This is a genomic window from Paracoccus sp. Z118 (assembly GCF_019061185.1).
GTDB lineage: Bacteria > Pseudomonadota > Alphaproteobacteria > Rhodobacterales > Rhodobacteraceae > Paracoccus.
Genome location: NZ_JAHQZU010000008.1, coordinates 109,245 through 134,942, shown reverse-complemented (window position 1 = coordinate 134,942; position 25,698 = coordinate 109,245). Strand labels below are relative to the sequence as shown.

Genomic DNA, 25,698 nt, shown 5'->3' with positions numbered 1-25,698 from the left:
ACTGCGGCTATTGCGCAATTTTATTTCCCTGAGTAGCCTTTTTCCGTAACGATCCGGCACTGTAGGGAGAAAACATCATGGACAAGGTTGCGCTGGTTACCGGTGGCACACGCGGCATCGGGGCCGCCATCAGCAAGGCGCTTAAGGAAGCCGGCTACAAGGTGGCCGCGAACTATGCCGGCAATGACGACGCCGCCCGCGCTTTCACGGACGAGACCGGAATCCAGAGCTTCAAATGGTCCGTCGCCGATTACGACGACTGCGCCGAAGGCATCCGCAAGGTCGAGGCCGAGCTTGGTCCCGTCGCGGTGCTGGTCAACAACGCCGGGATCACGCGCGACGCGATGTTCCACAAGATGACGCCGCAGCAGTGGAAAGAAGTGATCGACACCAACCTGACCGGCGTCTTCAACATGACCCACGGCGTCTGGTCCGGGATGCGCGACCGCAAGTTCGGCCGGGTCATCAACATCAGCTCGGTGAACGGGCAGAAGGGTCAGGCCGGGCAGGCCAACTATTCGGCCGCCAAGGCGGGCGACATCGGCTTCACCCGCGCGCTGGCGCAGGAAGGCGCGCGGGCGGGGATCACCGTCAACGTCATCGCGCCCGGCTATATCGGCACGGAAATGGTCCGCGCCATCGACGAGAAGGTGCTGAAGGAGCGCATCATCCCGCAGATCCCGGTCGGCCGCCTGGGCGAGCCCGAGGAAATCGCCCGCTGCGTGGTGTTCCTTGCCGCCGATGATGCCGGGTTCATCACCGGATCGACGATCAGCGCCAACGGGGCGCAGTTCTTCTCCTGATTCTCGCCGGCCTCCTCTTCGACAAGCCCCGCCATGCGGACGCGCCGAAGGGGAGAGCCGGGCGTTCCGCCGCATCGGCGTTAGGCATTTCAGAACGCCGCGGATTTCGGTGCAAGACAAAGGGCCGGCGTATCAACGCCGGCCCGAACCTCTAAAGACAGATCATCGAAGTCGTCTCCTGGACGGATTATCCGAAGATCAACTCCTGAAAGGCGGTGCGGAGCGCACCCTCACGCGGTTCGGCTGATCTCTCGCTCAGTGGCTCAGCCGCGTGATCTCTTCCTTCAAGCGCAATTTCTCACGCTTCATCTCGGTCAGGGTCAGATCGTCGGTTCCGGGCTGGCGTTGAGCGCGCTCGACGGCATCGGACAGGGTTTGATGCTTCCTGCGCAATTCCTGGACGTGAGAGGCGACGGACATGGATAGACACTCCTGTTCTCATGGTCAGTGTCACGAATCCATCACAGAAAACCGCGCTTGTCACCGTCTTTCGGGCGCAGATCGAGTGCGGCAGCATGGCGCAGGATCGCCTGCGCCGCGGCCGTCAGGTCCTCTCCATCGCGCAGATGCTGAGTATTTGCGTGCAGAACGAAAGGCGCGAGCAATCGCAACAGCCCCCCGCACCCCTGCGCCCGCAGACGCCGACCCGCGCGGCCAAGGCACCGAGGCGAGAGGCGACGGGCAGAACGACGACATCCCCCGCCCTGCCCCACAACGCCGCCGCCGCCGCTGCCCCGCAGCCAAGCTCCAGCACCGACTGCCCCGGCTCGGCCGGACAGGCGGCGGCCAGCATCACCGCGTCGGTGCCCGCGCGATAGCCGATGGCCAGTTGGGTCAGCCGCAGCCTGCCGCCGAGGAAGTCGTCGGTTCGTGTCACGCGATGCCGTGGTCGCGCAGGATCGCGCGGGCCATGAACAGGTCGCGATCCGCCACCATCAGCCGCCGCGGCAGCACCCCGATCGAGCCTTCCAGCACGCTCATGTGCTGGTCGAACTGGAACGCCGGTATCCCCTCGCCCGCCAGCAGGTCGGCGGCGCGCATGATGGTCAGCGCGTCGGTGGTGCGCAGCAGCTCTTTCATCGCCGAGGCAGGCTAAGGCGCGGTTGCGAAACTGTCCACGCCGTGGCAATGGCACAGCCCAAAGGGGGTGCGCGCATGGGTCTGAACAACAACGTCGCCGAACCGCTCGATCGGCTGTCGCGGCTGCTGGAGGCGGACATGGCCGCCGTGACCGCGCTGATCCGCGAGCGGATGGTCAGCCGCCACGCGCCCCGCATCCCCGAGGTGACGGCCCATCTGGTCGAGGCCGGCGGCAAGCGGCTGCGGCCGCTGCTGACCGTCGCGGCGGCGCGGCTGTGCGGTTACGAGGGCGTCAAGCACCACCTGCTGGCCGCGACGGTCGAGTTCATCCACACCGCCACCCTGCTGCATGACGACGTGGTGGACGAAAGCCGGCAGCGGCGCGGGCGGCCCACCGCGAACCTGCTGTGGGACAACAAGTCCAGCGTGCTGGTGGGCGACTACCTGTTCGCGCGCAGCTTCCAGCTGATGACGGATACCGAGAACCTGCCGGTGATGCGAATTCTCTCGGACGCCGCCGCCACCATCGCGGAAGGCGAGGTGCTGCAGCTGACCGCCGCGCAGGATCTGCGGACCGACGAATCGATCTATCTTCAGGTCGTGCGGGGCAAGACGGCCGCGCTGTTCTCGGCCGCGACCGAGGTGGGCGGCGTGATCTCGGACGCGACGGACGAGCAGGTGAAGGCGCTCTATGATTACGGCGATGCGCTGGGGATCGCGTTCCAGATCGTCGATGACGTGCTGGATTACGGCGGCGCGACCGACACCATCGGCAAGAATGTCGGCGACGATTTCCGCGAGCGCAAGCTGACCTTGCCGGTCATCAAGGCCGTCGCCGTTGCCGATACGGACGAGCGGGCCTTCTGGCAGCGCACGGTCGAGCGCGGCGACCAGCAGGACGGCGATCTGGACCGCGCGCTGGCGATCCTCGCCCGGCATGGCGCGATCGACGCGGCGCGGGCCGATGCCGTCGCCTGGGCGGGCCGCGCCAAGGCGGCGCTCGCCCCCCTGCCCGAGCATCCGATCCGCGAGTTGCTGGCTGAGATGGCCGATTTCGTGGTGGCTCGCGTCGCCTGACCGAAACGCAGAAGGCCCGGCAGCCTGCCGGGCCTTCCCGTTTCTCGCCCGTCCTCAGTTATAGGCGCTCTCGCCGTGGGTGGTCAGGTCGAGGCCCTGCCGCTCGTCGGTGGTGCTGACGCGCAGGCCGATGGTCGCCCTGACCAGATGGATCGCCGCGAAGGACACGATCCCCGACCAGACGATGCAGATCACCACGCCCAGCGTCTGCGTGCCGACCTGCCCGGCCATGTCGTAGGCGCCCACCGCGCCGGTCGCATAGTCGAAGACGCCGGAGCCGCCGAGGCTCGGGGCCGCGAAGACCCCGGTCAGCACCGCGCCGATGATCCCGCCCACGCCGTGGATGCCGAACACGTCGAGGCTGTCGTCGATGCCGACGCGCGACTTCATCGTCACCACGAACCACATGCAGACGAGACCCGAGAGCAGGCCAATCGCAATTGCCCCCATCGGTCCCGCGAAGCCGGCGGCGGGCGTCACCGCGACGAGGCCGGCGATGGCGCCGGACACGCCGCCCAGCAGAGAGGGGTGGCCGCGCGTCGCCCATTCCGCAAAGCTCCACGCCAGCACCCCGGCGCTGGTGGCGACGGCGGTGTTGATGATCGCCAGCGCGGTCAGCCCGTTCGCTTCGAGGTTGGAGCCGGCGTTGAAGCCGAACCAGCCGACCCACAGCAGGCAGCCGCCCAGCAGGGTCATCGTCAGGTTGTGCGGGGGCATCGGCTCTCTGCCGTAGCCCACGCGCGAGCCTGCGACATACGCCGCGACCAGCCCGGCGATGCCGGCGTTGATGTGGATAACGGTGCCGCCTGCGAAATCCAGCGCGCCGTGGCCGAACAGATAGCCCGACGGCGCGTCAAAGGCGCTCGGGCCGCCCCACCACCAGACCATGTGCGCCATCGGCAGGTAGGACAACACGAACCAGATCACCACGAAGCACAGGATCGCGGGGAACTTCATCCGCTCGGCCGTGGCGCCGACGATCAGCGAGGCGGCGATGCAGGCGAAGGCCATCTGAAAGGCGACGAAGGCGAGTTCCGGGATGAAGACTCCCGTCGAGAACGTCTCGGCGAGCGAATCGGTGGTGACGCCCGCCAGGAAGGCCTTGGACAGCCCGCCGATGAACGGGGTCAGCGGTCCGGCGCTTGTCGCGTCGGCCGCGCCGGTGAACGCCAGCGAATAGCCGAAGACGACCCAAAGGATCGACATGACGGAGAACACCGTCAGCACCTGCATGAGCACCGACAGCACGTTCCGCGACCGCACCAGCCCGCCATAGAACAGCGCGAGGCCGGGAATGGTCATCATCATCACGAGGATGGCCGAAACCATGACCCAGGTGGTGTCGCCCTTGTCCGGCACCGGCGCGGCCGCTTCCTGCGCGATCGCGCCGCCCGCCCACAGCAGCGCCAGCACCAGCGCCGGAACCGCCAGCCAGGTGCGAAGATCCGCCCGAAGGGATTGCTCGTGTCTCATCTTACCTCGTCCATCTGCTTCGGGCGCCGCCCGTCATGGCTTCATGAGGGCGGCAGGACGGGGCCGCCGGTCCAGCAGGGCGGGGGATGCGGCGACCTTCGTTCGCGCATCTGCCCGGCGGATCGGCAGAATTTCGGCAAAATGCCGCGCAATCGGGCAGGTCACGAGTGGGTCACAATCGCGCTCGGATGTTCTCAAGCCGGGCCGGTTGCTGTATCAAGTCCCCGACAAGGGCCGGAGAACGGCCGCAGGATGCAGGCATGAAAAAACCAACCGGCCCCCGGCGCATCGTCGCCGACAAGCGTTATGCGGAAGGCAGCGGCCCCGCGCGCCGCAAGGCCCCGCCCGCGGGCGGCGGGTCTTCAGGCGGCGGCCTTCCCCCACAGGAGGCGCGGCGCCGCGCCACGCCCACCAAGCCGAAGCCCCGCAAGCGGGGCAACTTCGTCACCCGCGGCGTCACCGGGGCCGTGTCGCTGACATGGCGCGTCCTCTGGGGCTCGGTCTGGCGCTTGGGGCTGACCGTCGCGCTGATTCTGCTGGCCGCCTCGGGCTATTACTATTCCACCCTGCCCGAACCGCAGGCGCTGTTCGATGGCCGGGCGCGCGGGTCGGTCACGATGCTGGACCGAGAGGGCCGCGTGTTCGCCTGGCGGGGCGAGACCTTCGGCACGGTCAACGGCGAGAACATCGCCCCGGTGATGCAGAACGCCGTCGTCGCGACTGAGGACAAGCGCTTCTACAAGCATTTCGGCGTCGATCCGCAGGGGATCGCCAGCGCCATCAAGATCAACATGTCCGAAGGCCGCGGCCCGCTGGAAGGTCACGGCGGCTCGACCATCACCCAGCAGGTCGCCAAGCTGCTGTGCCTTGGCGAGACGTTCGATCCGACCCGGTGGAAAACCGAGGCCGAGTTTGAGGCCGAGTGCCGCGAGAGTTCGCTGTGGCGCAAGGTCAAGGAAGTCCCCTATGCGATGGCGATGGAAGCCAAGTATTCCAAGGCGGACATCCTCAACATCTACATGAACCGCAGCTATCTCGGCGCCGGCGCGCGCGGGTTCGAGGCCGCGAGCCAGCGCTATTTCGGCAAGCCCGCGACCGAGGTGAACGCCGCCGAGGCTGCGATGCTGGCCGGGCTGCTGGTCGCGCCGTCCCGCTTCGCGCCCACGGCGAACCTGACCCGCGCGCAGGAACGGGCAGCGGTGATCCTTTCGCTGATGCACCAGCAGGGCTATCTGAGCGACGCCGAATACGCCCAGGCGAAGGCCGAGCCTGCGCAGCTCAGCCGCGCGGCGGCAGCGCGCGCGGGCGGCTATTTCGCGGACTGGGTGATGGAATCCGGCCCCGGCTTCCTGACCTCCGAGACGACCGAGGACGTGACCATCAGGACGACCTTCGACCAGCGCATCCAGCGCGCGGCCGAGCGGGCGCTGGCCAAGGTGTTCGACGAGAAGGTCAAGGACGGCTCCAAGGCCGAAGCCGCGGTGGTCATCATGTCGGCCGATGGGGCCGTCAGGGCGATGATCGGCGGGCGCGACACCACCGTGAACGGCACCTTCAACCGCGCGACCCAGGCCAAGCGGCAGCCCGGCTCGGCGTTCAAGCCGTTCGTCTTCGCCGCCGCGCTGGACATGGGCTACGGTCCCGACAGCATGGTGCTGGACGCGCCGCTGACGATCAACGTGCGCGGCTCGGGCCCGTGGTCGCCCAAGAACTACACCCGCCGCTTCCGGGGCGAGGTGACGCTGACCACCGCGCTGGTGCAGTCGCTCAACACCCCCACCATCCGCCTGCAGGAGGCGGTCGGCCGCGATGCCGTGCGCCGCGTGGCCCGCGACTTCGGCTTCGCCCACGACCTCGCCTCGGGCCCGTCGCTGGGCCTTGGCGTGTCGGAAACGACGCTGCTGGAAATGACCGGCGCCTTCGCCGGCATCCGCAACGGCGGCACCTCGGTCCGGCCCTACGGCCTCGTCGAGCTGCGGATCGAGGGGGATGACCAGCCGTTGCTGGGTCAGGTCGGGGGCATGGGAACGCGGGTGATCTCGCCCAAGGCGGCGAGCGAGCTGATCGCCATGATGCGCGAGGCGGTGCAGAGCGGCACCGGCCGGCGCGCGATCCTGCCCGGCGGCCGCGACGTGGCCGGCAAGACCGGCACCACCTCGTCCTATCGCGATGCGTGGTTCATCGGCTTCACACAGCAATACGTGGCGGGCGTGTGGATGGGCTACGACGACAACAGCCAGATGTCCGGCGTAACCGGCGGCGGGCTTCCGGCCGAGATCTGGGCGGCGGTGATGACCGAGATCCACGAGGGCCTGCCCAACGAGGGGCTGGACACGACCGGCCCGGACGGCGGCGGCCCGGTGCCGCAGATCGTCTCGATCGGCGACTCGGACCCGCTGGCGGCGGCGCTGGCGCAGGCGGTGTCCGACGCGGCCCCGGTCCGCAACGTGCCCGATGGCGGCGGCGGGCTGCTGAGCTCCCCCGATCCGGCGAATGGCAGTCTGGATGCCGCGCTGGCCGAGGCGATGACGCCCGCAGAGGCCGAGGCTGTGGCGGTGGCCGAAATCCTCGCGGCCGAGAACCTGCCCGACGCGGCCCCGCGCACGCCGGGATCGGTGGTGTCGGCCGGCGGCGACGCAGCCGCGCCCGCCGATGCGCCGCCCGACGACGCCCTCTCCGCGGCGCTGAACGCGGCGTTGCAGGGCAACTAGGCCCGCCGGGGCGCTTCGCCCGCCTCTCGGCTTGTGTGCCGCGACCCCATGCCTCGCGTTGATCGGCGAAGCTTCCCCTCCGCCGGTCATCATGCCCGGCAGGCGGCGCGGCCGATCGCCGCCATTGCCCCGCCCGCCCCATTCCGCCTAAGCCTTGCGCAAGACGGAGGACCGGCATGAAGATCATCATCTGCGGCGCCGGCCAGGTCGGCTGGCAGATCGCCCGGCATCTCGCCGGCGAGCGCAACGACATCACCGTCATCGACCTCGACGCGGAGCTGATCCGCCGCGCCACCGACATGCTGGACGTGCAGGGCGTCACCGGATTCGCCAGCCATCCCGACGTGCTGGCCGAGGCGGGGGCGGCCGATTGCGACCTGCTGATCGCGGCCACCCACTCGGACGAGGTGAACATCGTCGCCTGCGAGGTCGCCAACTCGATCTTCCAGGTGCCGCGCAAGATCGCCCGAATCCGGGCGGCGTCCTATCTCGATCCCGGCTATGCGGGGATGTATGGCACCGCGCATCTGCCCATCGACGTCGTCATCAGCCCCGAGCGCGAGGTGGCGCGCGCCGCCATGCAGCGGCTTCAGGCCCCCGCGACCTTCGACGTGGAAACCTTCATGCGCGGCAAGGTCTGGATGCTGGGCATGTCGCTGACCGAGGATTGCCCGATCCTTCATGCCTCGCTGCGCCAGCTCGGCGACATGTTCGCCGACAACATGGCGGTCGTGGTCGGCGTGCGCCGGGGCGGGCGGCTGTTCGCGCCCGAACCCGCCGACCAGCTTTTCGCGGGCGACCAGATCTATGTCGTCTGCCCGGCCGAGCAGGTGGACCGCACGCTCGACCGCTTCGGCAAGCCGACCGCGCTGCCGCAGCGGGTGATCGTCGTCGGCGCCGGCCATGTCGGCCTTGCCGTCGCGCAGGAGATCGACCGCAAGATGCCCCATCTGAACGCCAAACTGATCGAGCGCGACCGGCGGCAGGCCGAAGCCGCCGCCGACACGCTGCGGCAGGTTGTCGTGCTGCACGGCGACGGAATGTCCGCCGAGCTGCTGATCGAGGCGGGGGTCGCCCGCGCCGATGCGGTGATGATGCTGACGCAGGACGACAAGACCAACCTCCTGGGCGCGGTGCGGGCGCGGGCGCTCGGGGCGGGGACGGTGGTCTCGCTGCTGAACGATCCGACGCTGATCCCGCTGCGGGCGGCCCTGGGAATCGACGCCTATGTGGACCCCCGCGCCGCGACCGTCAGCACCATCCTGCGCCACATCCGCCACGGGCGGGTGCGCGACCTTTATTCCATCGGCGATGCCGAGGCCGAGCTGATCGAGGCGCAGGTGCTGCCCAGTTCCGGCTTCGCCGGGCAGTTGATCGGGGATCTGTCCCTGCCCGCCGGGGCGCTGATCGGCGCGGTGCAGAAAGGCGACCGGCTGGTGAAGCCGCTGCCGGACCTGCGGATCGAGGCGGGGGACATCGTGCTGGTCTTCTCGCTGACCGGCGATGTGGGCGAGATCGACGAGATGCTGCAGGTCGGCATCGACTATTTCTGACCGGCCGCCCGGAAAGGTGACGCGAGCATGAAGCCACTGGTGCGCCTGCCGATCATCCTGCAGCTCGCGGCGCTCACGTCGCTGGCGATGCTGGTCCCGGCGCTGCATGCGGCGGTGGTCGGCAACGCGCCGCTGGCCCGGATCTTCCTGCATACCGGCATCGCGGCCACGGTCGTCACCGGGCTGCTGGCGCTGGCGATGGGCGGCCGGGCCACGGCCGACCGCCGGCGCGGCGTCCTGCCGACGATGCTGGGCGTCTATCTGCTGCTTCCGCTGCTGATGGCCATCCCGCTCGCCGCCGCGCTGCCCGACACGGGGCTGTTCAATGCGTGGTGGGAGATGCTGTCCTGCCTGACGACCACCGGCGCGACGCTCTATGCGCCCGACCTGCTGGCTCCCAGCCTGCATCTGTGGCGCGCGCTCGCCGGGTGGATGGGCGGGCTGTTCATCCTCGTGGCCGCCATCGCCCTGCTGGCGCCGATGCATGTGGGCGGGTTCGAGATCGTGTCGGACACCGGGGCCCGTCCCGGCGCCGCGACCCCGCGGGGGGCGCAGCCGGATGCCCTGATCCGCCGCATCTCAGCCGATCCGGGGCACCGGATGTGGCGCTGGGGGGCCGAGATCGCGCCGATCTATGCCGGGCTGACCATTGCTCTGTGGCTGGCGCTGCTGGTCGCGGGCGACAGCGCGCTGGTGGCGCTGTGCCGGGCGATGGGCACGCTCTCGACCAGCGGCATCTCGCCCGTTACCGGGCCGGTGGGCGCGCCGACGGGCGGCGTCGCGGCCGAGTTCGTCATCGCCCTGTTCCTGCTGCCCGCGCTGACGCGGCGGCTCTGGCCCGGCGGGGACGAGCTGCGCACGACGCCGCGTCTGCGCACCGACCCCGAGCTGCGGATGGCCGCCGCGCTGGTCGCGCTTGTGGCGCTGGTGCTGGTCGTCCGGCCGCTGCTGGGCGCGCTGGGGGCCGTGGCTCCGGTCGCCCCGCCCGAGCCTGCGGCGCCGACGATCATCGGCGGTCTGGCGCGGGCGGTGGCCGCCGCATGGGGCGCGGCGTTCAGCGCGCTGTCGTTCCTGACCACGACCGGCTGGACCTCGGTCCACTGGGAAGGGGCGCGGGCGTGGTCCGGGCTGACCGCGCCGGGGCTGATGCTGGCGGGGCTGACGATGATGGGCGGCGGCGTGGCCACCACGGCAGGCGGGGTCAAGCTGCTGCGCGTCTATGCGCTTGCCCGGCACGGCCAGCGCGAGCTGGAAAGGATCGTCCACCCCGCGTCGGTCGCGGGCGGCGGCCCGCGCGAGCGGCAGCTGCGCGAGGGCGGGGCCTATCTCGCCTTCATCTTCTTCATGCTGTTCGCCATGTCGATCGCGCTGGTGGTGGTGCTGGTCTCGATCCGCCCGATCCCGATCGAGACGGCGACGATGCTGTCGGTCGCCGCCCTGACCAACACCGGCCCGCTGGCCGAGGCGATCCCGATGATGCCCGCCTTTCAGGCCGATGCGGGCAGCGCAAGCGCCCCCTGGGCGGGCTGGGCCGGGTTGTCGGTGCTGACCAAGTCGGTGCTGGCCGGCGCGATGGTCGCCGGGCGCATCGAGACGCTGGCGCTTCTGGCGCTGTTCTCGCCGGGATTATGGCGGCGTTAACCTGCAACACCGGTCCCCGCGCGCAGGGAGCAGTTCTTGCGCGGCCGGGGCGGCTCGCCTAAATGTGATTCTGTCTGACGACCAACAACAAAAAGGTGAGCGCCGATGGCTGGCGACAAGCAGAACCTTCAGGATGCGTTCCTCAACCACGTTCGCAAGGCGAAGGTCCCGGTGACGATCTTCCTGATCAACGGGGTCAAGCTGCAGGGCGTCATCACCTGGTTCGACAACTTCTGTGTGCTCCTGCGCCGCGATGGCCAGTCGCAGCTCGTCTACAAGCACGCGATCTCGACCATCATGCCGGGCCAGCCCATCAGCCTTTATGAAGGCGACGACTGATTGCCCGAGAACCAGCCAACCGCGGCCGAGCCGACCCGCGCCTTCGTCGTCCATCCCGATCTTGGCGATCGGCGCGGCCAACGCCGCTCGCCCGAGCTTGCGCTCGAGGAAGCGGTGGCGCTGGCCCGCGCCCTGCCCGCGATCCAGGTCGTCGGGGAAAGCGTGGCGAAGCTGCGCAAGCCCTCTCCTGGAACGCTGTTCTCGTCGGGCAAGCTGGATGAGCTTGGCGCAGCGGTGAACGAGGCCGAGGCCGAGCTGGTGCTGGTTGACGGCCCTCTCACCCCGGTCCAGCAGCGGAACCTGGAAAAGGAATGGGACGTCAAGATTCTCGACCGCACCGGGCTGATCCTTGAAATCTTCGCCGACCGCGCCCGGACGCGCGAAGGCGTGCTGCAGGTGGAACTTGCGGCGCTCAGCTATCAGCGCACGCGGCTGGTCCGCGCCTGGACCCACCTCGAACGGCAGCGGGGCGGCTTCGGCTTCGTCGGCGGCCCCGGCGAGACGCAGCTCGAGGCCGACCGCCGCGCCATTGACGACCAGATGGTCCGCCTGCGCCGGCAGCTCGAAAGGGTGGTCAAGACCCGCACCCTGCACCGCGCCGCGCGGGCCAAGGTGCCCTATCCCATCGTCGCGCTGGTCGGTTACACCAACGCGGGCAAATCCACCCTGTTCAACCGCCTGACCGGGGCCGACGTGCTGGCCAAGGACATGCTGTTCGCCACGCTCGACCCGACGATGCGGGCGATCAACCTGCCCTCGGCCGATGGCGAGGCGCGGGGGCGGCGGATCATCCTGTCGGACACGGTGGGGTTCATTTCGGACCTGCCGCCTGAACTCGTCGCCGCCTTCCGCGCCACGCTGGAGGAGGTGCTGGAGGCTGACCTGATCCTGCATGTCCGCGACATCAGCCACCCCGAGACCGAGGAGCAGGCCGCCGACGTCGGCGAGATCCTCGAAAGCCTCGGGGTCGAGGAGGACGTGGCGCTGATCGAGGTCTGGAACAAGATCGACGCGCTGTCGCCCGACATCCGCGCCGGGCTGCGCCGCACCGACGCGCGGCGGGCGGATGTGCAGGCGGTATCGGCGCTGTCCGGCGAGGGGCTGGACGATCTGGTCGCCGCCATCGACGCGCGGCTGTCGGACGTGCTGGACGAGCCGCGCCATGACGGCGTGGTGACGATCCCGTTCACGGACGGCCGCCGCCGCGCGTGGCTGCACGGCGCGGGCGTCGTGCGGCGTGAGGAGGCGACCGAAGACGGGCAGCGGATGCATGTCTCGTGGACCAGCCGCCAGCAGACCGCGTTCGAGGCGCTGGACGGCGCGGGCAGCCATCAGGCGGACGACGAGGACGACGATCCGCCGCCAATGCCGGGCGGGTGGGACCCGCTGGGGCGCGACTGATCCAGCGGAGGGCCGCGCATCCGGCAGGGTGACGAGTCATTCGCCCGGACATTATGCCGCGCTGCTTCGCGAAGTTCGGAAATGGCGCAATCGGTGCGTGCAGGGCACACGACCTGCGGCACCGAGCCGCCTCTGACGATGTGAGGGAAAAGCGGGCGAGCAGTTTCACGCCGCGCCACGCATGGCGATGATGCGCAGGAACCCGGCCGCCGCGGCGGCTGCGCAGGATGCGTGGTTCTGCGCATCGCGTGCAGCCGGCCGCGTCCCTACTTCGCCATCATCTCCTCTTCCGCGCGGATGCCGCCGACCACGCCCAGCGACTTCAGCTTGCGGTGCAGGGCGCTGCGCTCCATGCCGACGAAATGGGCGGTGCGGCTGATGTTGCCGCCGAAGCGGTCGATCTGGGCCAGCAGGTATTCCCGCTCGAACAGCTCGCGCGCCTCGCGCAGCGACAGGCTGGTGATGCGCGGACCCAGCGTCATCGCCTCGCCCTGCTCGTCGCCGTTGCCCTGCGGTTCAAGCTCGGCGGGCTGGATCGGGCCGTTCCCTTCGCCGAGGATCAGCACCCGCTCGATCACGTTGCGCAGCTGGCGGATGTTGCCGGGCCAGCGCATCGTGTGCAGCACCGTCACCGTGTCGTCCGGCAGATCGCGCAGCGGCAAGCCCTGCGTGGCGTTGAACTGCGCGATGAAATGCTGCGCCAGAACGCCGATATCCTCGCGCCGGTCGGCGAGCGAGGGCACCGCGATGGGAACGACGTTCAGCCGGTCGTAAAGCTCCTGCCGGAAGCGGCCGGCCTCGATCTCGACCGGCAGGTCGCGGGTGGTGGAACTGATGACGCGCAGGTCCACCCGCACCTTGTCGGTCCCGCCGGAACGCTGGAACTGCTGCTCGGTCAGCACCCGCAGGATCTTGGGCTGGGTGCCCAGCGGCATGTCGGCGACCTCATCGAAATAGATCACCCCGCCATGCGCCTGCTCCAGCAGACCGGGCTCCACCCCCCGCTCGGCGGATTCGCGGCCGAACAGCACCTCCTCCATCCGCTCGGGTTCGATGGTGGCGCAGGGGACGGTGACAAAGGGCGCGTCGGTCCGGTTGCTGTGGGCGTGGATGTAGCGGGCGGCGAGCTCCTTGCCCGCGCCCGGCTCGCCGGTCAGCATCACCCGCCCGTTCGACCGCGCCACCTTGTCGAGATTGTCGCGCAGCCGCCGGAACGGGGCCGACTGGCCCAGCATCTCGCCCATCGCGTTGTCGCGCCGGCGCAGGCTGGCATTCTCGCGCCGCAGGCGGCTGGTTTCCATCGCCCGCCGGATCACCACCAACAACTGGTCGATGTTGAACGGCTTTTCGATGAAATCATACGCCCCCTGCCGGATCGCGGCGACCGCGATCTCGATATTGCCGTGGCCCGAAATGATGACCACCGGCACATCGGGGTTGTTGGTCTTCGCGTGCTTGAGGATGTCCAGACCGTCCATCCGGCTGTCCTTCAGCCAGATGTCGAGGATCATCAGCCCCGGCTCGGCCGCGTTCACGGCGGCCAGCGCCTCGTCGCTGTTGGCGGCCGTGCGGGTGGCGAAGCCCTCGTCCTGAAGGATGTCCGCGATCAGCTCGCGGATGTCGCGTTCGTCATCGACGATCAGAATGTCACTCATGGGCCTGTGCCTCCTGCTCTGTCCTGTTCTTGCGCGGCTGAAGCTTGCGGACCGGCTGACGCTCGCGCGGCAACCGGATTTCGACCATTGCGCCGCGATGGCCGTCCGCGTCGGGATCGGCGTCGGTCAGCGTCAGGCTGCCGCCATGTTCCTCGACGATCTTCTTGACGATCGGCAGGCCGAGGCCGGTGCCGCCCTGCTTCATCGTCACATAGGGCTCGAACAGCCGGGTGCGGTCCTGCGGCAGCCCCACGCCATTGTCGGTGATGGTGATGGCGACCGAATCGTGCTGCGCTTCCATCTGCACCCGCACTTCGCCGGTCCAGTCGCCCGCCGGGCGGTCGCGCACGGCCTCGGCCGCGTTCTTCAGCAGGTTGTTGAAGACCTGCCCCATCATGCCCGCGTCGCAATCGACGATCACCGGCTCGTCGGGGATGTCGGTCTGAAGCGTTCCCGGAACGGCGTCGCGTTGCAGCACGATGGAATCGCGCAGCAACCGGGCGAGGTCCACCTCCTTGCGGTCGGGATCGGGCATCCGGGCGAAGCGGCTGAACTCGTCCACGATCCGGCGCAGGTCGTTGGTCTGGCGGATGATGACCTCGACATACTGGTCGAGCGCGTCGCGCGCCTCGCCATCGGGGGCGAGCCGGGAATACTTGCGGCGGATGCGCTCGGCGGAAAGCTGGATCGGGGTCAGCGGATTCTTGATCTCGTGCGCGACGCGGCGGGCGACGTCGCCCCAGGCGGCCATGCGCTGCGCACTGACAAGCTCGGTCACGTCGTCGAAGGCGATCACATAGCCTTCGATCTCGCCCTCCGCGCCGCGGCGGACGGCGATGCGGACCAGCAGGCTTTCGATCCGCCCCTCGCGCGTCACGCGGATCTCGTCCTGCACCGATTCCGCGACCGAGCCGCGCAGCCGCTCGAATAGCGCCGTGAACTCGGGCACCGCCTCGGGCAGGGGGCGGCCGATATCCCGCTCCGCGTCCAGCCCGACCAGCCGGGTGGCCGAGCGGTTGAGGAAGTCGATGCCGCCCGTCGAATCCAGCCCGACCACCCCCGGCGTGACCGAACTCAGCACGTTGTCGAACAGCCGCCGCTGGTCGTCTGCGGCGCGGTAGCTGGCCACCAGCTCCTCGCGCTGGTGCTTGAGCTGCCGGGTCATGCGGTTGAAGCTGGAACCGAGCGTCTGGATCTCGTCGCCGGTGTCGGGCTCGGGCACCTGCACGTCCAGATTGCCGCGCCCGACCTGCTCGGACGCCTCCGCCAGCCGTCCGATGGGACGCGAGAGGCGCTCGGCAAACCACATCCCCATCCAGATCGCCGCCATCACCAGCAGCAGCGCAAAGCCCAGATAGAGCAGCGAGAACTCGAACAGCACCCGCCCGCGGACCTGTTCGAGCTGCTGGTAAAGCCCCACGGTCGCGCGGGTCTCGTCCAGAAGGCCCAGCAGGTTCCCGTCCACGTCGCGGGTGACGTAGAGATAGCGGTCGATCAGCCCGGCCAGCGGAACCAGGGCGCGGAACTCGTTGTTCTGCCAGTCCTGGATCAGCAGCACCCCTTCGGTCGTCGCCGCGTCGAACTGCGCGGGCGAGGGTTCCTCATACCAGAAGAGATAGGACCGCTCCCCGCGCGAGCGGATCGCACCCGAGCCGTCGATGACATAGGCCTCGCGCAGCCCGCGCTGGATGCGGGCCTGCCCCTGCGACAGCAGCGCGCGAATGGCGCCGTCGTCGATCAGCGGATTGTCGGCGGCCGCCGCATCGAGCAGGCCGCCCAGCATCCGCGCGTCCGATACCAGGTCGCGGCGGTGCTCCTCCTGATACGCCTCGGCGGCGGCCAGCGAGCTTGAGACGACCGACTGCACGCGGTTCGAGAACCAGCCTTCCAGCCCGATATTCACCGTCAGCCCGGCGAACAGCGCGACCAGCACCGTGGGGATCAGGGCGATGCCGGCGAAGACCCCGACCAGCCGCATGTGCAGCCGCGATCCGGCGGCGGCGTTGCGGCGCGCCATGACCATCCGGGCGAGCCGCGCCCCGACGAGGCCGATCAGCAGGATCAGGTAGATGAGGTCGGCCAGCAGGACCAGCCGCAGCGCCGTGCTGGCGACGACATCGTCCAGCGGGCCCAGCACGGCGAAGGTTGCCACCGCAAGCACCGGGCCGAGCACGGCCAGCCCCAGCGTCGCGGCGTTCTGCACCCGTCGCCTGCGCCGCAAACGCGCCAGCCTGTCCCAAGGGATGCGCCCCGCCTGCGCCATCGCCATCGCCGCCTTGTCCCGCCCCCGCCGCTGTCTCGCGGCTCAATGTGACCTTTACGCGACAATGCGCCAGCCACCTGTGACCGTTTTACATCAGACGACGGCGGCGTGTCACCTCGATATTCAGGTCATTCACCTTTTTTCTGAGCGTATTGCGGTTGATTCCCAGAAGTTCGGCGCAGCGGAGCTGATTTCCGCCGGTCGCGTCCAGCGCGATCTCGATCAGCGGGCGCTCCACCTCGCGCAGGATGCGGTCGTAAAGGCCGGGCGGCGGCAGCTCGCCCCCGTGCAGGTCGAAGTAGCGTTGCAGATGCATCTCGATCGAGCGGCCCAGCCGCTCAGGCTGCTGCCCGGCGGCCGGCGCGCTTGTCTCCGGCGGCACGATCCGCGGCGGCGCAGCATGGCGGCCGCCGGTGTCCGGGGGGTTCTCGGCCAGCGCGGCGCGGGTTTCAGCCTCGGTGATCTCCGGCCCGCTGGCGACCAGCGCCAGGCGGCGGACGGTGTTGTCCAGCTCGCGCACGTTGCCGGGGAACGGCCAGCCGCGCAGGACGGCGGCGGCGGCGTCCGAAAGGTCGCGCTTCGGAAGGCCGAGGCCAGCGGCCCGCGCCAGCAGGTGCCGCGCCAGCGGCGGGATGTCGTCCACGCGGGCGCGCAGCGGCGGGACCGTCAGCGTCACCCCGGCGAGGCGGTAGTGCAGATCCTGCCGCAGCCGCCCCGAGGCGACATCGGCCATCGGGTCCGGCCCCGCCGTCGCCACCAGCCGCGGGAGGCGCGAGACGTCGGGCCCGTTCTCGGCCGCTTCGATCAGCCCGACCAGCCGGGCCTGCGCGGCGGGCTCCATCGCCGCCGGCCCCTCGACCAGCAGCGTGCCCCCCGCCGCCCGGGCAAAGGCGGCGGCCAGCCCCTCGACCGGATCGGCGGGGGTGATGACGACCAGCGGGCCGCCCTGATGTTCGGAATAGTCGTGCAGCGCCCGCGCCACCGTGCTGCGGCCCGAGCCGGGCTCGCCCGTGACCATCACCGGCAGATCGGCGTTCACGACCCGCGCGACGGTGCGGAACAGCGCCTGCATCGCCGGCGCGTGGCCCACCAGCGGCATCGCCGGATCGGGGCCCGGCAGGGCGGCATCCGCCCCCTGCTCGACGCGCGAGGGGCGGCGGGACAGGCCCGCGCGGATGCGGGCCATCAGGTCGGGCAGATCGAAGGGTTTGGGCAGATAGTCGAAGGCGTCCGCCTCGGTCGCGCGGATCGCGGTGACGATGGTGTTCTGGGCCGAAATGACGATCACCGGCAGGTTCGGCCGCACCCGCGCGATGGCGGGCATCACGTCCAGCCCGTTGCCGTCGGGCATCATCACGTCGGTGACGACCAGATCGCCCCGCCCCTCCTCGACCCAGCGCTGAAGCTGGCCGAGGCTGCCGGTCGCGTGGACCTTGCACCCCGCCCGCGTCAGCGCCTGGGTCAGCACCGTGCGGATGCTGCGGTCGTCGTCCGCGATCAGGACCGTGCCGTCCATGTGGGCTCCTTTCCGGCGAGGGGAAGCGAAAGGCGGATCAGGGTGCGGCCGGGGCGACTGTCGAGCCGCAGTCCCGCGCCGTGATCGGCGGCGATCTTGCTGACCAGCGCGAGCCCCAGCCCGGTGCCGTTCTCGCGGCCCGAGATGAAGGGATCGAACACCTGGTCGGCGATGGCGTCGGGCACGCCGGGGCCGTCATCCTCGATCTCGACCTGAAGCGGCAGCGGGGTGTCGTCCTCGGCCCGGCGCAGGGCGCCATCGTAATGGGTGCGCAGGCGGATCGTGCCGGGGCCGCGCGGATCGCCCCAGCCGCGCCCGTCGCGGGCCAGCGCCTCGGCGGCGTTGCGGATGAGATTCAGCACCGCCTGAACGATCAGGTCGGGATCGGCGAGCGCGAGGGGCAGCGAGGGGTCGTAATCCGTCACCAGCCGCGCGTGGGTGCCGGTCAGCTCGAACGAGCGGCGGGCGCGGTCCAGCACGTCATGGATGTTGATCGCCTGAAGCTTCGGGGCCGAGGTGTCGCCGAACCGCTCCACCTGATCCAGCAGCGCGACGATCCGGCGGGATTCGGCGACGATCAGGTCGGCAAGCTCGCGGTCCTCGGAGCCGAGCCCTTCGGCCAGAAGCTGCGCCGCGCCCCTGATCCCGGCGAGCGGGTTCTTGATCTCATGCGCCAGCATGTCGGCCATGCCGATGGCCGAGCGGGCAGCGCGGCGATGCTCGCCCACAGGCGCGGCGGGCACGATCAGCGCCGAGACGCGCCCGTCCGGGGCCGGGCCGAGATGCAGCGCGGCCATGCGGACGTCGAACCCGCCTGCGCGGTCCCCGATCTCCCACCGCAGCGCGGGACGGCTGACGTTTTCTTCCCCCGTCAGCACCGCCTGAAGAAGCTGCGGCAGCGCCGGGTCGATCCGCAGCCGGTTCGCCAAGCGCGGATCGTCCGGCGCATGGCCGACTGCCGAGCGGTCCGACAGGTTCAGCCACGCCTGCGCCGCGTCGTTGAGGGCGGCGAACCGCCCCTGCTTGTCGAACAGCAGCGCCGGCAGCGGCAGCGCCATCCACTCGGCGTCCGCAGCGCCGCTCATGCGGCGGCCTGCGCATCGCCCGGCGCGCCGCTGAAGACGGCGGCGATGGCGGCCCGCGCCTCGGCCTCGGTCACGGCGGCCATCAGGGCGCGGCGGCCATCTGGGGCGCCGTTCGCCTCGGCATACCAGCCCAGATGCTTGCGGGCGACGCGCAGGCCGAGATCGCGGCCGTAATGGGACAGGATATCCTCGTGATGGGCCGCCACCGTATCGGCCAGCGCCGCGCCCTGCGGCACATCCGGGGCGGGCGCTCCGTGCAGCTGAGCCGAGATCTGCGCGAGCCGCCACGGCGCGCCCTGCGCCCCGCGCCCGACCATGACCGCATCCGCGCCCGACGCCGCCTGCGCCGCCCTCGCGCTGGCCGCGTCCACCACGTCGCCATTGGCGACCAGCGGCAAGTCCGGCACGGCCTCGCGCACGGCGCGGATTGCGACCCAGTCGGCGCTGCCGGTATAGAACTGCGCGCGGGTGCGGCCGTGGACGGTAACCATCCGCACCCCCGCATCCCGCGCCCGCCGGGCGAGGTCGGGCGCGTTGAGGCAGTCCGCGTCCCAGCCCAGCCGCATCTTCAGCGTCACCGGCAGGTCCACGGCTGCTGCCACCGCATCGATCAGCGTCAGCGCGTGGTCGAGGTTGCGCATCAGCGCCGCGCCGGAAAGCCCGCCCGTCACCTTGCGGGCCGGACAGCCCATGTTGATGTCGATGATCCCCGCGCCCATTCCCGCGACGATCCGCGCGGTTTCGGCCATCGGCCCTGCCTCGCGCCCCGCGATCTGGACGCTGACCGGCACGCCGCCTTCGACCATCGCCTTGGCGCGCACCGCCATGCGGGTCGAGGGGCGCGGCGTCGCCATCTCGGTCGAGGCGACCATCTCGCTGACCACCAGCCCCACGCCGCCCGCGCTGTGGCGGGCGACGGCGCGGCGGAACGGCAGGTCGGTGATCCCCGCCATCGGCGCAAGGAACACCGGCGGGTCCAACGTGAAATCGCCTATCCGGATCGTGTCGCGCATGGGTTCCTTCTGAGCCGCTTTCCGGGCCGTTGCACAGGGCGACGCGCCGCGACCCTGAGGCCGCGCGAGCCGTTGCCGCGCTTCGATGCAGTTGCGGATACATTTGCCTAAAAAGAAGGCAGTCCGCAAGCGCCCCTTCGCCTTGCATCGGGTCCGGCAAGGCTTACCTTGCGGAACAATCGGGAAAGGATCGCCATGTTTCTGTCGGTGTTCGACCTCTTCAAGGTCGGTGTCGGGCCGTCATCCTCGCACACGATGGGGCCGATGGTGGCGGCGGCGCGGTTTCTGGACAGCCTGCGCGCCGCGCCCTTCCGCCCTCACGGGCTGCGGGCGAGCCTGCACGGCAGCCTCGCCTTCACCGGCAAGGGCCACGCGACCGATCGGGCCACGATCCTGGGGCTCGCGGGCTTCACCCCCGACAGCATGGACCGCGAGCAGGCCGATGCCGCGCTGGCCGAGAATATCCGCACGAAGACCCTTTCGCCCGAAGGGCTGGGCACGCTGAAGTTCGACCCCGAAACAGACCTGATCTTCGACTTCGAGCGGGCGCTGCCCGGTCACGCCAACGGCATGATCCTGATGGCGACCGACGCGCAGCGGGACGTGATCTCGCGCGAGATCTACTACTCCGTCGGCGGCGGCTTCGTACTGACCGAGGCGGAGATGGCCGCCAAGGGCGATGATACCCGCACCGACGCCTCGCCCAGCGTGCCCTATCCCTTCGCCAGCGCCGCCGAGATGCTGGCAATGGCCGAGAAATCCGGCCTTTCCATCGCCGGGATGAAACGCGCGAACGAGCGCACCCGCCGCAGCGACGCCGAGATCGACGCCGGGCTGCGCCGCATCTGGCAGGTCATGCGCGACTGCATGGACCGGGGGCTGGAGGCCGAGGGCATCCTGCCCGGCGGGCTGAACGTGCGGCGGCGGGCGCGGGGCATCCACGCCTCGCTGATGGCCGAGCGCGGGATGAACATGCAGGCGCCGCATGTCACCAACGACTGGATGTCGGCCTATGCGATGGCCGTGAACGAGGAGAACGCCGCCGGCGGACAGGTCGTCACCGCCCCCACCAACGGCGCGGCGGGGGTGATCCCGGCGGTGATCCGCTACTGGCTGGACCATATCCCCGGCGCATCCGAGCGGCAGCTGCCCGAGTTCCTGCTGACGGCCGCGGCGGTGGGGGGTCTGGTCAAGCACAACGCCAGCATTTCCGGGGCCGAGGCGGGATGCCAGGCCGAAGTCGGCAGCGCCTCCGCGATGGCGGCCGCCGGGCTGGCCGCCGTGCTGGGCGGCACGGTCGAGCAGATCGAGAACGCGGCCGAAATCGCGCTGGAGCATCACCTCGGCATGACCTGCGATCCGGTGAAGGGGCTGGTGCAGGTGCCCTGCATCGAGCGCAACGGCCTCGGCGCGATCAAGGCGGTCAGCGCCGCCAGCCTCGCCCTGCGCGGCGACGGGCGCCATATCGTGCCGCTGGACGCCGCGATCGAGACGATGCGCCAGACCGGCCGTGACATGTCCGAGAAATACAAGGAAACCTCGCTCGGCGGGCTGGCGGTCAACGTCCCCAACTGCTGAGCCTCCGCGCGCCGGGCGGGGGATCGCCTGCGACGCGGTTTTGCCGCCGCCGCGCTTGTCAGCGCAGCCCGCGATGGGTTACGTCTTCGTAAAACAAGGGACGTGACCATAATGAACCTCCGCCTTGCGCTGCTCGCGCTTCCGCTGGCGCTGGCAGGCTGCGACGAGCAGTCGATGGCCGATCTGCGGATGCCGTGGGACCGGCCCGAACCCGTCGTCGAAACCCCGGTCGAGCCCGGCCCGCCGACGATCCCGCCGCCGCCGCAGGTCTCGCCAGTGGATCAGTCGCTCGAAGTCGGGGCGCCCGGCGCCCTGCGCGCCACCGGCGAGCGGGAAACCTATCAGCTGACCGAGGTCGCGGCGACCGGCGAAGGCTGGTCGGTCGAGGTCGCCGAGGGCCGCGCCCGCTTCGCCCGCCCCGGCGCGAACACCGCGAACGTCCCCGTGCGCCGCATCGTCTATGCCGGCGGGATCGAGTTCGTGGGCGAGCTGAACGGCCGCGTCTTCGCGCTGACCATCACCCCGGCGAATTGCGGCCGGGCGCCGCTGACCGCGCTGCTGCGGGCAGGCGGCAACCGCTACGCCGGCTGCGCCGCCCCCGGCGCGCTGCCCGCGACCGCCGAGACTGCGGCCCCGGCGGCCCCCGCCGCCGCCGGCTGAGACCCGTTCGTGCCGCCCGCGCGGCGCGCACCCGCAAGACGTCAGGATCGGCCCCGTCTCGGGCCTTCCGCAACAAAGGACCGCACGGATGTCCCGTCGCCTGCCCCGCCGCACGAGCCTGCTGCGCCATTTGCTGACCTCGGCCCTGCCCGCGGGGCTGCTGCTGACCGCCGGGGTGGGTGCGGCCCTCGCCGATCCGATGATCGGCACGGTCACGAACCGCTACGGCCTGCCCGGCGTCATCGACACGCCCACCGCCGAGATGATGCCCGACGCCACGCTGGGCGCGATGGTCGGCTGGTCCGAACTGGGCAACCGCGCGGGCCTCAGCTTCCAGATCATCCCCCGCGCCACGGTCGCGCTGCGCTACGGCAAGTTCGACAGCACCGAGGAAAGCCGCGGCTATGTCCGCGACCGCTCGTTCGACCTGCGCTTCCAGATCGTGGATGAATCCGAGGGCGGCTGGCGTCCCGCGGTCGCGGTCGGCCTGCAGGACATGATCGGCACCGGCTTCTACTCAGCCGAATACATCGTCGCCACCAAGACCCTGACCCCGCGCCTGCGGGTCAGCGGCGGTCTCGGCTGGGGCCGGCTGGCGAGCGATGGCGGGATCGGCTCTCCCTTCGGAAGCCGCCCGGCGCCCGACGACGAGGAGGGCGGCAGCCTCAACCATGAGCAGTGGTTCAAGGGCGAGGTCGCGCCGTTCCTCGGCGTCCAGTTCAAGGCCACCGACAAGCTGACCCTGCTGGCCGAATACTCCGGCGACGACTACGCCTGCGAAACCGGCGACGCCGACAACTGCGCCCGCACCCCGTGGCTCAGCGACGAGGACGAGCTGAAGAACAACATCAATCTCGGATTCAGCTGGCAGGCGGGAACGAACTACCAGATCGGCGGCTATGTGCTGGGCGGCAAGCATTTCGGCATCCAGGCGAGCATGGTGCTGAACCCCCGCCGCGCGCCCTACCCCTCGGGGCTGGAAAAGGGCCCTGCCCCGGTCCGGCCGCGCGTCGCCGTAGCGGCGGACCCGGAGGGCTGGTCGGGCTCGTGGGCCGCCGACCCTACGGCGCAGCCGGCGATCCAGAAGGCGCTTGGCGATGCGCTGCGCAAGGAAGGCCAGACGCTGGAAAGCATGGTGCTGACCCCCACCCGCGCCGAGGTCCGCATCACCAACAACCGCTATATCCAGCAGGCCGAGGCCGTGGGCCGCACCGCGCGGCTGATGACCCGCGCCCTGCCCCCGTCGGTCGAGACGCTGGTCATCACCTCGGTCGAAAGCGGCATCCCCACGTCGTCGGTGACGCTGCGCCGCTCGGATGTCGAGCGGCTGGAGAATACCGAGGCGGGCCAGATCGCGAGCGTCGCCACGCTGACCGATTCCGACCCGCGCCCGGCGGGGCTGGTGATGTCGCCTGACGCGGGCCCGCGCTTCCAGTGGTCGCTGGCGCCGTATCTGTCCACCGGCCTCTTCGACCCCGACGAGCCGATCCGCTACGAGGTCGGCCCCCGCCTTTCCGCCCGCTATGAGCTGGCGCCGGGGCTGGTCCTCAAGGGCACGATCCGCCAGCGGCTGTTCGGCAACGCGGATCAGGACGCGCCCGGCAGCATCTCGGTCGATGATTACAAGGCCCAGAGCGAGGAAGAAATCACCGCCGGCAACAGCGGCGTTTACCGGGTGCGCTCGGACGGACGCATGTATTCGGGCAACGACAAGCCGCGCATCCCGGAACTGACGCTGAACTGGTATGCGCGCCCGACCGACACGATCTACAGCCGCGTCACCGTGGGCCTGCTGGAGAACATGTACGGCGGCGTCTCGGCCGAGGCGCTGTGGAAGCCGGTCAATTCGCGGCTGGGCATCGGCGCCGAGATCAACCGGGTCCGCAAGCGCGACTATGAGGATGCGTTCGAATTCCTCGACTACGAGGTCACGACGGGCCATGTCTCGGCCTATTACGAGTTCGGCGGCGGCTTCGTCGGCCAGCTGGACGTTGGCCGGTATCTCGCCGGAGACGACGGCGCCACGGTGACGCTGACCCGCGAGTTCGCCAATGGCTGGGAAGTCGGCGCCTACGCCACCAAGACGGACCTCAGCGCCGATGAGTTCGGCGAAGGCTCGTTCGACAAGGGCGTCACGATCCGCATTCCGCTGGCCTGGGCCACCGGCACGCCCTCCACCCGGACGGTCGGCGGCACGATCAGTTCGCTGAATCGCGACGGCGGCCAGCGCGTGCGCGTCGATGGCCGTCTTTACGAGACGGTCCGCGACAGCCACTCGACCAAGATGTATGACGGCTGGGGGAGATTCTGGCGATGAACAGGCATATCCGGCGGCTGGCATCCCTTGTGGCGCTGGCGGCGCTCGTCGCGGGCTGTTCCAGCACCAGTGAGACCGAGGACGCGACCACCTCCGCCACGCCCTTCGGCATCGCCCGCGCGGCCATCGGCCAGATGCGGGCCGAGCGGCAGGCGGCGGCGAACCCCGCCCCCCCCCGCGATCCGCAGGCAGTCGCGGCCGAGGCGCTGTCGGTGAACCCCGGACCGCTCATCATGGTGGGGCTGGAGCAGATGGGCACCACCCAGGTGCTCGCCATGACCGGCGAGAATGGCGGCATGCGCACCTACATGACCAGCAACGAACAGGCGCTCATCATGCGCGGCTTCATGCTGACCGGCACGCGCGGGCTGGGCAATGACCTGTCGGTGGCCGAAGCGTCGCAATCGGCGGCGCTGATCGCCGCGGGCCGGTCCGGCACCGCGCGGCGGGTGATGCGTTATTACAGCGGCGACGGGCTGGAGCGGCCGATCGACTTCACCTGCCAGGTGGGGCGCGGGCCGAATGCCGGCGTCATGGTCGAGGATTGCAGCGGCCACGGGCTGAGCTTCCAGAACAGCTACCTGCCCTCGTCCGGTGTGTCGCGGCAGTGGGTGGGACCGGCGCTCGGCTATGTCACCATTCAGGTTCTGCGGCCATGACAAGCCTCTGCGATTAGTAAAAAGGCCCGCCGATCTGGCGGGCTTTTTTGTTGCGGTTTCGCGTTCCCGTCACGCCTCGCACAAAGGAAAGGGGCCAGTCCGAAGGCTGGCCCCGATCGATTGCTGACCTGACGAAATCAGGTGTTCGGGGTGTCGTCATCATCATCGTCGTCGTCCGAAGCGACGGCGGCGATGACGCCCAGCAGCAGCAGCGCCGGGACGATCAGGCCGGCGTTCGAGCGCGCGGGCTGGGTGTCGACGACGACGGGCTCGACCTCAACGACGGGGGCGACATAGCCACCGGCCAGAGCGGACGACGCGGACAGCCCGAGGGCTGCGGCGAAAGTAGCGAATTTGGTCATGATCATGCTCCGTACTTTTTTTGAAAGCTGCCGTTCCCGACAGCATCGTTGCGACAGTTACACAAAGCCCCGATCTTGGGAAGCGGCGTCGTGTTCCCCCGAAAGTGGCCCAATCCACTGTTGCATAATCGCCAACACCTTGCGGAGGCTCCGGTTCCTGCCCGTTTTCAGGCGCGCGAGGCGTGTGGCCTTTCTGCACCGTTGCCCTTGGGGCATCGGCAAACCTTCGCCGGACGCCTGCCGACGCCGCCCGCCGGGTCCTGGCCGCGCGGAAACCCACTGGACATGTCCGACTGTTGTTGTCAGGTTTATTCCACCAGCAGGAGGACCAACCATGACCATCAATCCGACGGACTTCCCCAGCCTTCCCCATATCCGCTTGCCGCAGGTGCCGGTCCATGACGCGACCGCCCTGACGGATGGCGGCAATCAGGCGCTGATCGCGCTCGGCGACCAGCTCTACAACCTGCGGATCACCCGCGCCGGAAAGCTGATCCTCACCAAGTGAGTGC

At 69.8% G+C, this 25,698-nt stretch carries 22 protein-coding genes; 12 read left to right on the top strand and 10 right to left on the bottom strand.

Annotated elements, in window-relative coordinates:
• Positions 1 to 77: 77 nt before the first annotated feature.
• A complete protein-coding gene (gene phbB, locus KTN05_RS09210) occupies positions 78 to 803 on the top strand; it encodes an acetoacetyl-CoA reductase (RefSeq protein ID WP_217329093.1) in 726 nt (241 codons plus the stop codon).
• Positions 804 to 1,058: 255 nt separating this feature from the next.
• Here the strand turns inward: phbB and KTN05_RS09205 are convergent, their stop codons facing one another.
• The 3 genes from KTN05_RS09205 to KTN05_RS09195 form a co-directional block, all read right to left on the bottom strand.
• The gene (locus KTN05_RS09205) at positions 1,059 to 1,223 is read right to left on the bottom strand and encodes a YdcH family protein (protein ID WP_217329092.1); all 165 of its coding nucleotides are present in this window, start codon (positions 1,221 to 1,223) and stop codon (positions 1,059 to 1,061) included.
• A gap of 124 nt (positions 1,224 to 1,347) precedes the next feature.
• The gene (locus KTN05_RS09200; protein ID WP_371823316.1) at positions 1,348 to 1,680 is read right to left on the bottom strand and encodes a hypothetical protein; all 333 of its coding nucleotides are present in this window, start codon (positions 1,678 to 1,680) and stop codon (positions 1,348 to 1,350) included.
• Positions 1,677 to 1,883 carry a DUF2007 domain-containing protein gene (locus KTN05_RS09195; protein ID WP_217329091.1) on the bottom strand — a complete coding sequence of 69 codons (207 nt, stop codon included), beginning with the start codon at positions 1,881 to 1,883 and terminating at the stop codon, positions 1,677 to 1,679. The genes KTN05_RS09200 and KTN05_RS09195 overlap by 4 nt, the downstream gene beginning before the upstream one ends.
• A 75-nt stretch (positions 1,884 to 1,958) precedes the next feature.
• Between KTN05_RS09195 and KTN05_RS09190 the strand changes: the two genes are divergently transcribed.
• A complete protein-coding gene (locus KTN05_RS09190) occupies positions 1,959 to 2,960 on the top strand; it encodes a polyprenyl synthetase family protein (protein ID WP_217329090.1) in 1,002 nt (333 codons plus the stop codon).
• 54 nt (positions 2,961 to 3,014) lie between these two features.
• Here KTN05_RS09190 and KTN05_RS09185 read toward each other — a convergent pair whose 3' ends face one another.
• The gene (locus KTN05_RS09185; RefSeq protein WP_217329089.1) at positions 3,015 to 4,433 is read right to left on the bottom strand and encodes an ammonium transporter; all 1,419 of its coding nucleotides are present in this window, start codon (positions 4,431 to 4,433) and stop codon (positions 3,015 to 3,017) included.
• Positions 4,434 to 4,693: 260 nt separating this feature from the next.
• On the opposite strand from KTN05_RS09185, the gene KTN05_RS09180 reads away from it, so the two are divergent.
• The 5 genes from KTN05_RS09180 to hflX all read left to right on the top strand — a co-directional run bounded on the left by KTN05_RS09180 (position 4,694) and on the right by hflX (position 12,078).
• Positions 4,694 to 7,144 carry a transglycosylase domain-containing protein gene (locus tag KTN05_RS09180; RefSeq protein WP_217329088.1) on the top strand — a complete coding sequence of 817 codons (2,451 nt, stop codon included), beginning with the start codon at positions 4,694 to 4,696 and terminating at the stop codon, positions 7,142 to 7,144.
• Between the two features lie 176 nt (positions 7,145 to 7,320).
• Positions 7,321 to 8,697, top strand: a complete 1,377-nt coding sequence (gene trkA / locus KTN05_RS09175; RefSeq protein WP_217329087.1) for a Trk system potassium transporter TrkA — start codon at positions 7,321 to 7,323, stop codon at positions 8,695 to 8,697.
• A gap of 27 nt (positions 8,698 to 8,724) precedes the next feature.
• Complete coding sequence (locus KTN05_RS09170; protein ID WP_217329086.1) at positions 8,725 to 10,338, top strand: potassium transporter TrkG; 1,614 nt, start codon at positions 8,725 to 8,727, stop codon at positions 10,336 to 10,338.
• Positions 10,339 to 10,443: 105 nt separating this feature from the next.
• Positions 10,444 to 10,677 (top strand): RNA chaperone Hfq, encoded by a 234-nt coding sequence (gene hfq, locus KTN05_RS09165; RefSeq protein WP_089343093.1) that lies wholly within the window; start codon positions 10,444 to 10,446, stop codon positions 10,675 to 10,677.
• Positions 10,678 to 12,078: a GTPase HflX gene (gene hflX, locus KTN05_RS09160; RefSeq protein WP_217329085.1), complete on the top strand. Its 1,401-nt coding sequence runs from the start codon at positions 10,678 to 10,680 to the stop codon at positions 12,076 to 12,078.
• 266 nt (positions 12,079 to 12,344) lie between these two features.
• Here hflX and KTN05_RS09155 read toward each other — a convergent pair whose 3' ends face one another.
• The 5 genes from KTN05_RS09155 to dusB all read right to left on the bottom strand — a co-directional run bounded on the left by KTN05_RS09155 (position 12,345) and on the right by dusB (position 19,610).
• On the bottom strand, positions 12,345 to 13,733 hold the full coding sequence (locus KTN05_RS09155) for a sigma-54 dependent transcriptional regulator (RefSeq protein ID WP_217329084.1): 1,389 nt from the start codon (positions 13,731 to 13,733) through the stop codon (positions 12,345 to 12,347).
• On the bottom strand, positions 13,726 to 15,996 hold the full coding sequence (locus tag KTN05_RS09150) for a PAS domain-containing sensor histidine kinase (protein WP_217329121.1): 2,271 nt from the start codon (positions 15,994 to 15,996) through the stop codon (positions 13,726 to 13,728). Before KTN05_RS09150 ends, KTN05_RS09155 begins: the two co-directional genes overlap by 8 nt.
• A gap of 88 nt (positions 15,997 to 16,084) precedes the next feature.
• Entirely contained in the window at positions 16,085 to 17,512 is a 1,428-nt protein-coding gene (locus KTN05_RS09145) for a sigma-54 dependent transcriptional regulator (RefSeq protein ID WP_217329083.1), read from the bottom strand.
• A complete protein-coding gene (locus KTN05_RS09140; RefSeq protein WP_217329082.1) occupies positions 17,494 to 18,597 on the bottom strand; it encodes a nitrogen regulation protein NR(II) in 1,104 nt (367 codons plus the stop codon). Before KTN05_RS09140 ends, KTN05_RS09145 begins: the two co-directional genes overlap by 19 nt.
• Positions 18,594 to 19,610 carry a tRNA dihydrouridine synthase DusB gene (gene dusB, locus KTN05_RS09135; protein WP_217329081.1) on the bottom strand — a complete coding sequence of 339 codons (1,017 nt, stop codon included), beginning with the start codon at positions 19,608 to 19,610 and terminating at the stop codon, positions 18,594 to 18,596. The genes KTN05_RS09140 and dusB overlap by 4 nt, the downstream gene beginning before the upstream one ends.
• Positions 19,611 to 19,805: 195 nt before the next feature.
• Between dusB and KTN05_RS09130 the strand changes: the two genes are divergently transcribed.
• The 4 genes from KTN05_RS09130 (at position 19,806) to KTN05_RS09115 (ending at position 24,824) form a co-directional block, all read left to right on the top strand.
• Positions 19,806 to 21,188 (top strand): L-serine ammonia-lyase, encoded by a 1,383-nt coding sequence (locus KTN05_RS09130; RefSeq protein WP_217329080.1) that lies wholly within the window; start codon positions 19,806 to 19,808, stop codon positions 21,186 to 21,188.
• A 111-nt stretch (positions 21,189 to 21,299) separates the two neighbouring features.
• Positions 21,300 to 21,848: a hypothetical protein gene (locus KTN05_RS09125; protein WP_217329079.1), complete on the top strand. Its 549-nt coding sequence runs from the start codon at positions 21,300 to 21,302 to the stop codon at positions 21,846 to 21,848.
• Between the two features lie 88 nt (positions 21,849 to 21,936).
• A complete protein-coding gene (locus tag KTN05_RS09120; RefSeq protein ID WP_254368092.1) occupies positions 21,937 to 24,165 on the top strand; it encodes a YjbH domain-containing protein in 2,229 nt (742 codons plus the stop codon).
• Positions 24,162 to 24,824, top strand: a complete 663-nt coding sequence (locus KTN05_RS09115; protein WP_217329078.1) for a YjbF family lipoprotein — start codon at positions 24,162 to 24,164, stop codon at positions 24,822 to 24,824. The genes KTN05_RS09120 and KTN05_RS09115 overlap by 4 nt, the downstream gene beginning before the upstream one ends.
• A 137-nt stretch (positions 24,825 to 24,961) precedes the next feature.
• Here KTN05_RS09115 and KTN05_RS09110 read toward each other — a convergent pair whose 3' ends face one another.
• Positions 24,962 to 25,192 (bottom strand): hypothetical protein, encoded by a 231-nt coding sequence (locus tag KTN05_RS09110; RefSeq protein ID WP_217329077.1) that lies wholly within the window; start codon positions 25,190 to 25,192, stop codon positions 24,962 to 24,964.
• A gap of 328 nt (positions 25,193 to 25,520) precedes the next feature.
• On the opposite strand from KTN05_RS09110, the gene hemP reads away from it, so the two are divergent.
• On the top strand, positions 25,521 to 25,694 hold the full coding sequence (hemP, locus tag KTN05_RS09105) for a hemin uptake protein HemP (protein WP_217329076.1): 174 nt from the start codon (positions 25,521 to 25,523) through the stop codon (positions 25,692 to 25,694).
• Positions 25,695 to 25,698: the final 4 nt, after the last annotated feature.

Coding starts and splice junctions, on each gene's coding strand:
- phbB (WP_217329093.1), top strand. CDS start 78: ATGGACAAGGTTGCGCTGGTTACCGGTGGCACACGCGGCATCGGGGCC.
- KTN05_RS09205 (WP_217329092.1), bottom strand. CDS start 1,223: ATGTCCGTCGCCTCTCACGTCCAGGAATTGCGCAGGAAGCATCAAACC.
- KTN05_RS09195 (WP_217329091.1), bottom strand. CDS start 1,883: ATGAAAGAGCTGCTGCGCACCACCGACGCGCTGACCATCATGCGCGCC.
- KTN05_RS09190 (WP_217329090.1), top strand. CDS start 1,959: ATGGGTCTGAACAACAACGTCGCCGAACCGCTCGATCGGCTGTCGCGG.
- KTN05_RS09185 (WP_217329089.1), bottom strand. CDS start 4,433: ATGAGACACGAGCAATCCCTTCGGGCGGATCTTCGCACCTGGCTGGCG.
- KTN05_RS09180 (WP_217329088.1), top strand. CDS start 4,694: ATGAAAAAACCAACCGGCCCCCGGCGCATCGTCGCCGACAAGCGTTAT.
- trkA (WP_217329087.1), top strand. CDS start 7,321: ATGAAGATCATCATCTGCGGCGCCGGCCAGGTCGGCTGGCAGATCGCC.
- KTN05_RS09170 (WP_217329086.1), top strand. CDS start 8,725: ATGAAGCCACTGGTGCGCCTGCCGATCATCCTGCAGCTCGCGGCGCTC.
- hfq (WP_089343093.1), top strand. CDS start 10,444: ATGGCTGGCGACAAGCAGAACCTTCAGGATGCGTTCCTCAACCACGTT.
- KTN05_RS09155 (WP_217329084.1), bottom strand. CDS start 13,733: ATGAGTGACATTCTGATCGTCGATGACGAACGCGACATCCGCGAGCTG.
- KTN05_RS09150 (WP_217329121.1), bottom strand. CDS start 15,996: ATGGCGCAGGCGGGGCGCATCCCTTGGGACAGGCTGGCGCGTTTGCGG.
- KTN05_RS09145 (WP_217329083.1), bottom strand. CDS start 17,512: ATGGACGGCACGGTCCTGATCGCGGACGACGACCGCAGCATCCGCACG.
- KTN05_RS09140 (WP_217329082.1), bottom strand. CDS start 18,597: ATGAGCGGCGCTGCGGACGCCGAGTGGATGGCGCTGCCGCTGCCGGCG.
- dusB (WP_217329081.1), bottom strand. CDS start 19,610: ATGCGCGACACGATCCGGATAGGCGATTTCACGTTGGACCCGCCGGTG.
- KTN05_RS09130 (WP_217329080.1), top strand. CDS start 19,806: ATGTTTCTGTCGGTGTTCGACCTCTTCAAGGTCGGTGTCGGGCCGTCA.
- KTN05_RS09125 (WP_217329079.1), top strand. CDS start 21,300: ATGAACCTCCGCCTTGCGCTGCTCGCGCTTCCGCTGGCGCTGGCAGGC.
- KTN05_RS09120 (WP_254368092.1), top strand. CDS start 21,937: ATGTCCCGTCGCCTGCCCCGCCGCACGAGCCTGCTGCGCCATTTGCTG.
- KTN05_RS09115 (WP_217329078.1), top strand. CDS start 24,162: ATGAACAGGCATATCCGGCGGCTGGCATCCCTTGTGGCGCTGGCGGCG.
- KTN05_RS09110 (WP_217329077.1), bottom strand. CDS start 25,192: ATGATCATGACCAAATTCGCTACTTTCGCCGCAGCCCTCGGGCTGTCC.
- hemP (WP_217329076.1), top strand. CDS start 25,521: ATGACCATCAATCCGACGGACTTCCCCAGCCTTCCCCATATCCGCTTG.